Here is an 11,979-nt window from a genome sequence, read left to right as displayed (position 1 = left end):
TAACAACAAGCGCCGGAACGGGAGTGGAGGAAACATGAGCGGCTCGCTCGCGCACGCGGCTGCGCGGCCAAATCCACCGGCATTGGTGGACGAAGCCGGCGTCGACGACTTCATCGCCCGCTCCGGCAGGATCGTCGTGCTGTTCTTCCGCGGCGATGCCGCGCGCTTTCCGGAGGCCGCGGATCTCGCCGTGGTGCTGCCGGAACTGATCAATGCGTTTCCGGGCCGGCTGGTCGCGGCCGAAATCGCCGCCGAGGCCGAACGCGGCCTGATGGCGCGGTTCGGCGTCGCGGTGTGCCCGAGCCTGGCGGTGGTGCAGCCGGGGCGCACCCTCGGGGTGATCGCCAAGATCCAGGATTGGTCCAGCTATCTGGCGCAGATCGGCGCGATGCTGGCCGAGGTCGATCGGCACGGCGAAGCGGAGCTGCGGTCATGAGAGTGGGCTACTCGGCCAAGCCGGACAGCGACGACATCGAAATGACGCTGCTGCCGATCGGCGCGGGCGACGCCGGGCGGTTCGGCGTCACCGGCGCCGGCGCGATCGCCGCATTGGCGACCCGCGGCGGCGAGGAATTGACGCGGCAATGCCCGCTGCTCGCCGGCACGCTGACGCAGCTCGCCGAGGCGCTCGCGGCGCAGCGCGTCGAAGGCCCGACCACGCTGCTATCGATCGATCATCTGTCGCAGGCCGAGCGCAGCCTGCTCGACGACATCCTCGGCGAAGGTGAGGTCTCCGGCATCGTCGCGCTGCCCGATCGCCGGGTCGCGCAGGTGCAGGAATCGGTGCTCGCCGGGCTGTGGCGGGTGCGGATCGAGGGCGACGCCGACGGACCGGCGCGCGATTACCTGGAAATTGGCTCGATCCCGGCGATCGTCAGCCGTGCCGCGCAGGATTTCCCGGCGACCGACATCGCCATCACCGCGCCGCCGGCCGGCGCGATGAACGTGCAGCCGGTGCTGGCGGAAATCCGCGAGCGGATGGCGGCGCACCAGATCGGCCAGCCGTCGCACGTCATCAACTTCACGCTGCTGCCGATGAACGAAGCCGACATGGATCACCTCGCCACCACACTCGGCAATGGCGCGATCCAGCTATGGTCGCGCGGCTATGGCAGCTGCCGGGTGCTGGCGACCGGCGCGCGCCATGTCTGGTCGGTGCAGTTCCTCAACGCGATGGACACGCCGATCCTCGACACCATCGAGATCGGCGACGTGCCGGCCGCGGTGCGGGCCGCCGACGAAGACTTCCACGACTCCGCCGAACGCCTCGGCGAGATCATCGAGGCGTATTTCCGATGACCGAGTTCGCCACGTCGCACGACAGCGAAACAGACCCGCGCACCCGGATGGAATGCGGGGTGTGCTGGACGGTGTACGACCCGGCCGAAGGCGATCCGCTCGGCCGCGCCGCGCCGGGCACGCCGTTCGCGGCGCTGCCCGACGACTGGTGCTGCCCGACCTGCGATGCGCCCCCGGCCAAATTCCTGAGGCTGGACGATGACCACTGAGCCGACCGAGCCGCGCGATGCCGAAGCCCGCGCCGCCGGCGAGGCGGTGGCGGCGATCTACCGCGCGGCGGTGCCGGCGATGCGCGACCTGCCGGTGTTCAATCCCGCGCTCGACGTCGCCGCGATCGGTTTTCGCGCCCGCCGAGACGTCGCGTTCGGGGTGATCGTCACGCCGTGGTTCATGAATCTGGTGCGGATGCCGCTCGATCCCGGGGCTGCTGCCACACAAGGCCAGGGCGAGGCGGTGACGCACGTGCTGCCGGTCGGCGCGCTGGAGTTCACCATCGGACGCCTCGACGGCTTCGGCGGAATCGAAAGCTGCTCGCTGTTCTCGCCGATGTTCGGCTTCGCCGATCAGGCGGCGGCGGAAGCGGCTGCGGCGGCCGCGCTCGCCGCGGTGCTCGAGCCCGAACAGGCCGCTGATGAGACGCCGCCGCCGCAAGCTCCGGGCAAGATGGCGACGACGCTCGATCGCCGCGGCCTGCTGCGCGGGGCCTGGATGGAGCGGCGGCCATGACCGCGGCGCCGGGCGAGGATCGCATCGAGGTCGGAATCGTCCGCCGCGGCGATCGCGTCGTTCGGCTCGACATCACCGCGCGGCGACCGATCGGCATCGGCCGGCTGGCGCAGGGCAAATCCGGCGAGACGGTCGTCGCGCTGGTGCCGCGGCTGTTTGCGCTGTGCGCATCGGCGCAGGGCGTCGCCGCGGCCCAGGCTCTCGCGGCGGCACGCGGCATTTCGCCGTCGCCGGCGATCGTTGCGGCGCAGGCCAGCGCGGTGCTGGCGGAACGCATGATCGAGCTGTTGCGCGGCACCGTGCTGCTGCTCGGCGGCGGCGGATCGCTGTCGCTGACCCATCACCTGCGCGATCTGACGATCGCGGCGCGGCCGCGCGATCCGGCCGCTCCGCTCGACGACGACGCGATTAGCCGCATCGCGCAGGGACTCGAAGCACTCGGGCTGGCGCCGCGTTCGTTCGCCGATGCTGGCGCCTGCCGGCGCTGGCTCGGATCGGACGCATTGCTGGCCAGGCTGCACCGGCCGTTGCTCGCCGCGGCCGAATTCGGCATGGCGGTGATCGATCCGCTCACCGCAGCGGACGATGCGGCGATCGGCGAGCGGCTGATCGCGTTGGGACCGTCCTTCGCGGTGCGTCCTGATCTGGCGGGCCGTGTACCGGAGACCGGCGCCGTCGCGCGCAACGCGGATCACCCGGTGATCGCTTCGTTCGGCGGTGGCCTCGGCGGCCGGCTGCTGGCCCGGCTGATCGAGATCGCCGCGACGCCCGAGCTGCTGCGCGCGGTGCGGCGCGGGAACGTGGACACCGCCACCGTCGTGCAGAGCGCGCCACTCGGCGCAGGCATCGGCCTTGCCGCCGTCGAATCTGCCCGCGGCCGCCTGCATCACCTGATTGCGCTCGATGCCGGCGGGGCGATCCGGCAGTTCGACATCCTGGCCCCCACCGAGTGGAATTTCCATCCGGAAGGTCCGCTCGCTCGCGGGCTCGTCGGCACGAATCTGCGAGCCACCGAGCCCGACCGGCAGCGCGTCGCGGCGCTGGTCGCGGCATTCGATCCTTGCGTCGGCTACGACGTGCGCTTCCGCGAGGCCGCCGATGCATGAAATGGCGCTGTGCGAAGGGCTGATCGAGATCATCGAGCGCGAGGCGCGCGCGCAGAATTTTGCGCGGGTGCGGACGGTCTGGGTCGAGATCGGGGCGCTCAGCCATGTCGAGCCGGAGGCGATGCGGTTCTGCTTTTCTGCGGTCGCCGATGCGGGGATCGCGGCCGGTGCGCGCTTCGAGGTCGTCACCGTGCCGGGCGAAGCCTGGTGCATGAGCTGCGCCAAGACGGTGCCGCTGGCGCAGCGCGCCGAGCCGTGTCCGGACTGCGGCGGTTATCAATTGCAGGTCACGGCGGGTGACGAGTTGCGGATCAAGGAATTGGAGGTCGATTGATGTGCACGGTTTGCGGATGCGGAGACGGCAGCGTGGCTCCCGGCCAGGCGCACGGCCATGCCCACCATCACGGTCATGACCACAGCCACGATCAAAGTCATGATCACAGTCACGACCATGATCATGCGCACGATCACGATCATCATCACGATGATCACGGTCATGGCCACCACCACGCGCATCACCACCATGATCATCATCATGATCATGGTCATCACGACCACGATCAGGCCCCTGCGGCCGCGGATGGCAGCATCGATTTCGGCGGCGGCATCGCCGGCGTCCATGTGCCCGGCCTGACGCAGGCGCGCGTGGTGCAGATCGAGCGCGATATTCTGTCCAAGAACGACGGCTATGCGGCCGAGAACCGAGCCCGCGTCGCCGCCGCCGGCTGTTTCGTGCTCAATTTCGTCTCCAGTCCCGGCTCCGGCAAGACCACGCTGCTGGTGAAGGCCATCACCGATCTGAAGGATCAGCATCCGATCGCGGTGATCGAAGGCGATCAGCAGACCGCCAACGACGCCGAGCGGATCCGCGCCACCGGCGCACCGGCGATCCAGATCAACACCGGCAAGGGTTGCCACCTCGACGCCCATATGGTCGGCCATGCGCTCGATCAGTTGCCGCCGGCGCAGGGCGGCCTGTTGTTCATCGAGAACGTCGGCAATCTGGTCTGCCCTGCGGCGTTCGATCTCGGCGAAGCTCACAAGGTGGTGGTGCTGTCGATCACCGAGGGCGAGGACAAGCCGCTGAAATATCCGCATATGTTCGCGGCGTCCGATCTGTTGCTGTTGAACAAGATCGACCTGCTGCCGCATCTCGATTTCGATCTTGCGGCGACGATCGAATACGCCCGCCGCGTCAATCCGAGGATCGAGGTGCTGACGGTGTCGGCCAGGACGGGCGAGGGGATGCCGGCGTTCTATGCCTGGATCGCCAAGCGCGCCGCGGCCGCCCGCGCTGCCGCGACCGCGGCCGAGTAGTTGCAATGCAGCCGGCCATGCCTGTTTCCGCTTCGGCCGCGCGCGCCCGGGTGCGCGTGCGCGGCGCGGTGCAGGGCGTCGGCTTCCGTCCGTTCGTGTACCATCTGGCGCAGCGCTACCGGCTCGGCGGCTTCGTCGCCAACGACGCCGAGGGCGTGCTGATCGAGGTCGAAGGCGCGGCGCTGCCGGAGTTCATCGCGGCGCTGCGCAGCGAGGCGCCGCCGCTGGCGCGGGTCGACGCGATCGAGACCGAAGCGCTGCACGCCCGCGGCGACCGCGATTTCGACATCGCCGAAACCCGCGGCGGTGCGGTGACGACGCGGATCGGCGCGGATGCGGCGACCTGCGAGGCGTGTCTCGACGAGCTGTTCGATCCGGCGAGCCGCTTCCACCTCTATCCGTTCGTCAACTGCACCCATTGCGGGCCGCGCTACACGCTGACGCAGCGCCTGCCTTACGACCGTGCCAACACCTCGATGGCGAAATTCGCGCTGTGCGCCGATTGCGCGCGCGATTATCGCGATCCGGCCAACCGCCGCTTCCACGCCGAGCCGGTCGCCTGCCCGGCCTGCGGGCCGCGGCTCGATCATTCGATCGCCGGGATCGTCGCGCGGCTGCGGGCCGGCGGCATCGTCGCGCTGAAGAGTCTCGGCGGCTATCATCTGCTGTGCGACGCGGCCAACGAGATGGCGGTCGCCGAGCTGCGCCGCCGCAAGGGGCGCGACGCCAAGCCGTTCGCCGTGATGGTGGCCTCCGAGGCGTCGCTGGATCGTCTCGTCGAGGCGAGCGCCGCCGAGCGGGCCTTGCTGAGTTCGGTCGAACGGTCGGTCGTGCTGATGAAAAGCCGCGGCGTCCTGGCGCCGTCGGTGGCGCCGGGGCTCGGCGCGCTCGGCGTGATGCTGCCATATACGCCGCTGCATCATCTGATCTTCCACGCTGCCGCCGGCTCGCCTGCCGGGCGTGACTGGCAGCGCGCGCCGGTCGATCTGGTGCTGGTCGCGACCAGCGCCAATGGCGGCGGGGATCCGATCGTGATCGACGATGCCGAACGCAAGCTCGCCGGCGTCGCCGATCTGATCGTCGGGCATGACCGCGCCATCGTGGTGCGCGCCGACGACAGCGTTGCGGCGATCATTGACGGCGCGCCGTCCTTCGTGCGCCGGGCGCGCGGCTTCGCGCCGCAGCCGGTCGCGCTGCCGCACGCGGTGCCGCCGGTGCTGGCGGTCGGCGCTTACTTGAAAAATACGGTTTCGCTGACGCGCGGCCGCGAGGCGTTCGTATCGCAGCACATCGGCGATCTGGCGACCGCCGACACCGTGCGGTTCTTCGAACACACTGTCGAGCACCTGACGGATCTCGTCGGCGTGACCCCTGCGGCGATCGCCCATGATCTGCATGCCGATTTCGCCTCGACCCGCTTCGCCGAGAGTCTCGGATTGCCATTGATCGCCGTGCAGCATCACCACGCCCATGTCGCATCGATCGCGGCCGAGCATGGCGTTGCCGCGCCGCTGCTCGGGATCGTGCTCGACGGCCACGGCGCCGGCAGCGACGGCGGCAATTGGGGCGGCGAGCTGCTGCGCGTCGACGGCGCGCGCTTCGCCCGGCTCGGCCATCTCCGGCCTTTGGCACTGCCGGGCGGCGACGCCGCGGCGCGCGAGCCGTGGCGGATGGCGGCGGCGGCGCTGCATGCGCTGGGGCAGGGCCGGGAGATCGCCGCACGCTTCGCCGATCAGCCGCGCGCGGCGGCGCTGGCCGCGATGCTCGCCAATCACGGTTGCGCGACCACCACCAGTGCCGGACGGCTGTTCGATGCCGCCGCCGGCCTGCTCGGGGTCTGCGCGACGCAAAGCTACGAAGGCCAGGCGGCCATGCAGCTCGAAGCGCTGGTGAAATGCCCGCGCGTGCTGGGCGGCGGCTGGGAGATCGGCGCCGGCACGCTCGATCTCTCGCCGCTGCTCGCGCACCTCGCCGGGCGGCCGGCCGCGCAGGACGGCGCCGAGCTGTTCCACGGCACGCTCGCCGCCGCGCTCGCCGACTGGGCCGTGCAGGCCGCGGAGCAGACCGGACTCACCACGATCGCGCTCGGCGGCGGCTGTTTCCTCAATCGGGTGCTGAGCGAGGATCTGGCCGCGCGGCTGCGTGCAAACGGGCTGGTGCCGCTGCTGGCACGGCAGGTGCCGCCGAACGACGGCGGCCTCAGCCTCGGCCAGGTCTGGATCGCCGGCCAATTGATGGCCGAAAGGGAGCTGCGCTGATGTGCCTTGCCATCCCCGCCGAAGTGATCGAGCTGCTGCCGGACCAGATGGCACGGGTGTCGCTGGGTGGTGTCGGCAAGGTGATCTCCGTCGCGCTGGTCGAGGGCGTGGCGGTCGGCGACTACGTCGTGGTCCATGTCGGCTTCGCGCTGACGCGGATCGATCCGGAGGAGGCTAGGCAGACGCTGGCGCTGCTCGCCGAGATGGGGCAGCTCGCGGAGGCGGCGCGATGAAATATGTCGACGAATATCGCGACGGCGCGGTCGCGCGAAGGATCGCCGCCGCGATCGCCAAGGCGGCCGATCCGGCGCGCAGCTATCACTTCATGGAGTTCTGCGGCGGCCATACGCACGCGATCTCGCGCTACGGCCTCGAAGATCTGCTGCCGGCCAATGTCCGAATGGTGCACGGCCCGGGCTGTCCGGTCTGCGTGCTGCCGGTCGGCCGCATCGACATGGCGATCCAGCTCGCGCTGCGGCCGGAGGTGACGCTGTGTACTTACGGCGATCTGATGCGGGTGCCCGGCTCGCACGGCGCCTCGCTGCTGCGCGCCAAGGCGGCCGGCGCCGATATCCGCATGGTGTATTCGACGCTGGATGCGCTGGCGATCGCTGCAGCCGAGCCGGAGCGCGAGGTGGTGTTCTTCGCCATCGGGTTCGAAACCACCACGCCGCCGACCGCGCTGGCGATCAAGCTGGCCAGGGCGCGGGGGCTCGCCAATTTCACCGTGTTTTGCAACCACGTGCTGACGCCGCCGGCGATCCGCGGCATCCTCGAACATCCCGATCTCGACGGTGTGCCCGGCCCGCGGCTCGACGGCTTCGTCGGCCCGGCGCATGTCAGCGCGGTGATCGGCTCGGAAGCGTTCGCGCCGTTCGCCCGCGAGTTCGAACAGCCGGTGGTGGTGGCCGGCTTCGAACCACTCGACGTGATGCAGGCGATCCTGATGCTGATCCGCCAGGTCAATGACGGTCGCCAAGAGGTCGAGAACCAGTACATCCGCGCGGTGACGCCGGAGGGCAATGTGATCGCCAAGGCCGAGGTCGCCGAGGTGTTCGAACTGCGCGACAGTTTCGAATGGCGCGGCTTCGGCGCAGTGCCGCTCAGCGGACTGCGGCTGCGCGACGCCTATCGCGATTTCGACGCCGAGCAGCGCTTCGCGATGGCGGAGATCTCCGCCGCCGACAATCCGGCCTGCGAATGCGGCACCATCCTGCGCGGCATCAAGCGGCCGACCGACTGCAAATTGTTCGGCACGCTGTGCACGCCGGAGACCCCGATGGGCTCCTGCATGGTGTCGTCGGAAGGCGCCTGTGCGGCGCACTGGACCTATGGCCGGTTCCGCGACCATGCGCGGAGGAACGTGGCATGAGCAGCGAAATCCGGCGGCGCAAGCTCGACCTCAAGAACGGCCGGGTGGATCTGTCGCACGGCGCCGGCGGCCGGGCGATGGCGCATCTGATCGGCGAGATCTTCCACGCCGCGTTCGACAATCCGATGCTGCGCGCCGGCAACGATCAGGCGGCATTCGACGTCGATGCCGGCCGGATGGTGATGACCACCGACGGCTACGTGGTGTCGCCTCTGTTCTTTCCCGGCGGCGACATCGGCTCGCTGGCGGTGCACGGCACCATCAACGATGTCGCGATGGCCGGCGCGCGGCCGCTGTATCTGTCCGCCGGCTTCATCGTCGAGGAGGGCTTTGCGCTGGCCGATCTGAAGCGGATCGCCGACAGCATGGCGGCGGCGTCCCGCGCCGCCGGCGTGCCGATCGTCACCGGCGACACCAAGGTGGTGGAGCGCGGCAAGGCCGACGGCGTGTTCATCACCACCACCGGCATCGGCGTCGCGCCGCGCGATCTGGTGCTGTCGTCCGATCAGGCGCGCCCCGGCGACAAGGTGCTGCTGTCCGGCTTCATCGGCGACCACGGCGTTGCGGTGATGTCGCAGCGGCAGAACCTCGCGTTCGAAACCACGGTTCAATCGGACAGCGCCGCGCTGCACGAACTGGTCGCCGCGATGGTGGCGGCGGCGCCGCAGGGCTTGCGGGTGATGCGCGATCCGACCCGCGGCGGGGTGGCGGCGACGCTCAACGAACTGGCCCAACAATCCGGCGTCGGGTTCCGGCTCGACGAGGATGCCGTACCCGTCCGGCCGCAAGTGGCGGCGGCGTGCGAACTGCTCGGGCTCGATCCGCTCTATGTCGCCAACGAAGGCAAGCTGATCGCCATCGTCGCGCCCGAAGCGGCCGGGACCGTGCTGGCCGCGATGCGTGGGCATCCGCTCGGGCGCGACGCGGCGCTGATCGGCGAGGTGATCCTCGACGATCATCACTTCGTGCAGATGATTACCTCGTTCGGCGGCGGGCGGATCGTCGACTGGCTGGCCGGCGAGCAATTGCCGCGTATTTGTTGAAGGCGCTAGATTGATCGTGGGTGTGATGGGACGAGGTCGATGAGCGGTCAGGCGACGGTTTTGGTAGTCGATGACGAGATCCGGTCGCTGGAGTCGCTGAAGCGCGTGCTGAGCGACGAGTTCGAGGTGATCTGTGCGCGCGACCCCGGCGAGGCGCGGCGCGTGCTGGAAAGCGAGATCGTCCACGCCATCCTGTGCGATCAGCGGATGCAGTACGAGACCGGCGTCGACTTCCTCAAGCATGTCCGCGAGACCTGGCCCGATCCGGTGCGGATGATCATCTCCGGCTATTCGGACTCCGAGGACATCATCGCCGGCATCAACGAGGCGGGGGTGTATCAGTACATCGCCAAGCCGTGGCATCCCGACAAGCTGCTCGACACCGTGCGCGGCGCCGTCGAGCTGTTCCGGCTGCAGAAGGAAACCGAGACCGCCAATATCGACGTCAAGCTGACGCCGGAGCGGGTGCAGCGCGTCGTCACCGAAAAGCGCGGCGCGGCCCGCAAGCTGTACGATTTCGACCGCATCGTGCACGCGCCCGACAGCCCGCTCGCCGAGGTGATCGAACTCGGCAAGCGTGCCGCCGAATTCGACATCTCGGTGCTGATCACCGGCGAGAGCGGCACCGGCAAGGAGCTGCTGGCGCGTGCGATCCACTACGGTTCGGCGCGCAACGGCAAGGCGTTCGTGGTCGAGAATTGCGGCGCGCTGCCGGACGAGCTGCTCGAAAGCGAATTGTTCGGCTGCAAGAAGGGCGCCTTCACCGGCGCTTATCAGGACCGCGTCGGATTGTTCGAAGTCGCCGATGGCGGCACGATCTTTCTCGACGAGATCGGCGAGACCTCGCCGGCGTTTCAGGTCAAGCTGCTGCGCGTGTTGCAGGAGAGCGAGATCCGTCCGCTCGGCGCGCAGCGCGTCCGCAAGGTCGACGTCCGCATCGTCGCCGCCACCAATCGCGACCTCGAAGCCGAGGTCCGCGCCGGCCGCTTCCGCCGCGATCTGTTCTATCGGCTGGCGGCGTTCCCGCTGCACATGCCGTCGCTGCGCGAGCGTCCGATGGACGTGCCGCTGATTGCCGCCAAGGTGCTGGCCGACGTCGCCAAATCCTACGGCCGCGCCGTCAACGGCTTCACCCCCGGCGTGCTGGCCCGGATGCGGCATTATGACTGGCCCGGCAATGTTCGCGAACTCCAGAACGAAATCCAGCGTATGGTGGTGCTGACCCAGGACGGCTGGTTGCAGGAGGCCGATCTGTCGGCGCGGATCCGGCAGGGCAACGAGCCGATCCGGCTGCAATCCTCGCATCACGGCAGCGCCACCCTGAAGACCAATATCGAGGCGCTGGAGCGGCACATGATCATCGAGGCGCTCGATCGCCACGGCGGCAATATCAGCCGCGTCGCCGGCGAACTCGGCCTGTCGCGCGTCGGCCTGCGCAACAAGCTGGGCCGCTACGATCTGCGCAAGGGCCTCGACGACGATGCCTGATCGCATCGCCCCCGGCGAGCGCCTGATCGACCGCGTCGGTTCGCATCTGCTGTCGCCGCTCGAAGGCGATCAGGAGGCCGCGTGGATCGAAGTGATCCGCAAGATGGACGAGGTCTATGCCGACCTGCTCCGCTACGAGACCGACCTCGAAGAGAAGAACACCGCGCTGGAGGAAGCGCAGGCCTTCATCTCCAGCGTCATCGAGTCGGTTTCCGATATCCTGATCGTTTGCGACCGCAACGGCATCGTACTTCAGATCAATCCGGCCGCGGTGCGGCTGCTGGCGACGCCGGCCGCCGCGGTGGTCGAGCGCCCGCTCGGCGAACTGGTCGATGCCGCCGACCGGGCCCGGATCGAGGAGCTGCTGCGGGCGCCGTCGTCCTCGGAGATCGCGCTGGAAATCCGCTTCGTCACCGCGCACGGTCTATCCGATCTCTACGCCATCAACGGCGCGACGCGCTGCGATCAGGCCGGCCATCGCGTCGGCACGGTGCTGACCGGCAGGCCGATCGGCGAGCTGCGCCGCGCCTACGAGGCGCTGCACACCGCGCACAGCGAATTGCAGCGCGCCCAGCGCCAGCTCGTCGAGCAGGAGAAGATGGCGAGTCTCGGCCGCCTGGTCGCCGGCGTGGCGCACGAACTCAACAATCCGATCAGCTTCATCTACGGCAACATCCACATGCTGGACCGCTACCGCGAGCGGATGGCGGCGTATCTGGCGGCGATCCACGGCGGCGCCGATCCGGCCGAGATCGATGCGCTGCGCCGGCGATTGAAGATCGACGCGCTGCTCGCCGACTACGCGTCGCTGATCGAGGGCACGCTGGAAGGCGCGATGCGGGTCTCGGACGTGGTGAAGAACCTGCGTCGCCTGAGCTTTCCGCGAACCGGCGAGACCCAGCCGATCGACGTCGACCGCATCGTGCGGACGGCGGCGCGCTGGGCGGTGCGCGCCAAGCCCGGCCATGTCGATCTCGCCTTCGACATCGTGCCCGACCTCACGGTGGTCGGCAATGAAGGCCAGTTTCATCAGATCATGGTCAATCTGGTCGACAACGCGATCGATGCGGTGCGCGGCCGGCCCGAGCCGCGGATCGAGATTTCGGCCAGGCGGCAGGACGGCGAGGTGACCATTACGGTCGCCGACAACGGTCCGGGTTTGCCCGACGGCATGATCGACAAGATCTTCGAGCCGTTCTTCACCACCAAGCCGGTCGGCGAAGGCACCGGACTCGGCCTGTGGATCAGCTACGGCATCGTTCGCGAGCACGGCGGCACGCTCGCGGCGGCGAACCGCGACGAAGGTGGCGCAGCGTTCACCGTGACGCTGCCGGCGTCGTAGGCCCCGCTCGTAAGCCGCAAGCCGAGAC

13 protein-coding genes are annotated in these 11,979 nt (G+C 69.1%); all 13 read left to right on the top strand.

Annotated features, from left to right (window positions below; genetic code table 11):
• Positions 1–34 precede the first annotated feature (34 nt).
• From FLL57_RS20280 to FLL57_RS20220, 13 genes are read left to right on the top strand one after another with little or no spacing between them, the layout of a single operon-like run.
• Complete coding sequence (locus tag FLL57_RS20280) at positions 35–436, top strand: hydrogenase accessory protein (protein WP_142883860.1); 402 nt, start codon at positions 35–37, stop codon at positions 434–436.
• Positions 433–1,299, top strand: coding sequence for a hydrogenase expression/formation protein (locus FLL57_RS20275; protein WP_142883859.1), 867 nt, complete (start codon positions 433–435; stop codon positions 1,297–1,299). Before FLL57_RS20280 ends, FLL57_RS20275 begins: the two co-directional genes overlap by 4 nt.
• Positions 1,296–1,508 (top strand): rubredoxin, encoded by a 213-nt coding sequence (locus tag FLL57_RS20270; RefSeq protein WP_142883858.1) that lies wholly within the window; start codon positions 1,296–1,298, stop codon positions 1,506–1,508. Before FLL57_RS20275 ends, FLL57_RS20270 begins: the two co-directional genes overlap by 4 nt.
• Positions 1,498–2,025 carry a [NiFe]-hydrogenase assembly chaperone HybE gene (gene hybE, locus FLL57_RS20265; RefSeq protein WP_142883857.1) on the top strand — a complete coding sequence of 176 codons (528 nt, stop codon included), beginning with the start codon at positions 1,498–1,500 and terminating at the stop codon, positions 2,023–2,025. The genes FLL57_RS20270 and hybE overlap by 11 nt, the downstream gene beginning before the upstream one ends.
• Positions 2,022–3,131 (top strand): nickel-dependent hydrogenase large subunit, encoded by a 1,110-nt coding sequence (locus FLL57_RS20260; RefSeq protein ID WP_142883856.1) that lies wholly within the window; start codon positions 2,022–2,024, stop codon positions 3,129–3,131. Before hybE ends, FLL57_RS20260 begins: the two co-directional genes overlap by 4 nt.
• Positions 3,124–3,465: a hydrogenase maturation nickel metallochaperone HypA gene (gene hypA, locus FLL57_RS20255; RefSeq protein WP_142883855.1), complete on the top strand. Its 342-nt coding sequence runs from the start codon at positions 3,124–3,126 to the stop codon at positions 3,463–3,465. The genes FLL57_RS20260 and hypA overlap by 8 nt, the downstream gene beginning before the upstream one ends.
• Positions 3,465–4,448, top strand: a complete 984-nt coding sequence (hypB, locus tag FLL57_RS20250; protein ID WP_142883854.1) for a hydrogenase nickel incorporation protein HypB — start codon at positions 3,465–3,467, stop codon at positions 4,446–4,448. Before hypA ends, hypB begins: the two co-directional genes overlap by 1 nt.
• Positions 4,449–4,453: 5 nt before the next feature.
• Complete coding sequence (gene hypF / locus FLL57_RS20245; protein ID WP_142883853.1) at positions 4,454–6,706, top strand: carbamoyltransferase HypF; 2,253 nt, start codon at positions 4,454–4,456, stop codon at positions 6,704–6,706.
• Positions 6,706–6,939 (top strand): HypC/HybG/HupF family hydrogenase formation chaperone, encoded by a 234-nt coding sequence (locus FLL57_RS20240; protein ID WP_142883852.1) that lies wholly within the window; start codon positions 6,706–6,708, stop codon positions 6,937–6,939. The genes hypF and FLL57_RS20240 overlap by 1 nt, the downstream gene beginning before the upstream one ends.
• Positions 6,936–8,078, top strand: coding sequence for a hydrogenase formation protein HypD (gene hypD / locus FLL57_RS20235; RefSeq protein WP_142883851.1), 1,143 nt, complete (start codon positions 6,936–6,938; stop codon positions 8,076–8,078). The genes FLL57_RS20240 and hypD overlap by 4 nt, the downstream gene beginning before the upstream one ends.
• Complete coding sequence (hypE, locus tag FLL57_RS20230) at positions 8,075–9,121, top strand: hydrogenase expression/formation protein HypE (protein ID WP_047308151.1); 1,047 nt, start codon at positions 8,075–8,077, stop codon at positions 9,119–9,121. The genes hypD and hypE overlap by 4 nt, the downstream gene beginning before the upstream one ends.
• 39 nt (positions 9,122–9,160) lie before the next feature.
• Positions 9,161–10,609 (top strand): sigma-54-dependent transcriptional regulator, encoded by a 1,449-nt coding sequence (locus FLL57_RS20225; protein ID WP_142883850.1) that lies wholly within the window; start codon positions 9,161–9,163, stop codon positions 10,607–10,609.
• On the top strand, positions 10,602–11,951 hold the full coding sequence (locus FLL57_RS20220; RefSeq protein WP_013500346.1) for a sensor histidine kinase: 1,350 nt from the start codon (positions 10,602–10,604) through the stop codon (positions 11,949–11,951). Before FLL57_RS20225 ends, FLL57_RS20220 begins: the two co-directional genes overlap by 8 nt.
• Positions 11,952–11,979 lie beyond the last annotated feature (28 nt).

It is taken from the genome of Rhodopseudomonas palustris, from assembly GCF_007005445.1.
Taxonomy (GTDB): domain Bacteria; phylum Pseudomonadota; class Alphaproteobacteria; order Rhizobiales; family Xanthobacteraceae; genus Rhodopseudomonas; species Rhodopseudomonas palustris_G.
The sequence above is the reverse complement of the archived record's forward strand: the minus strand, read 5'-3'. Positions and strand labels throughout refer to the sequence as shown.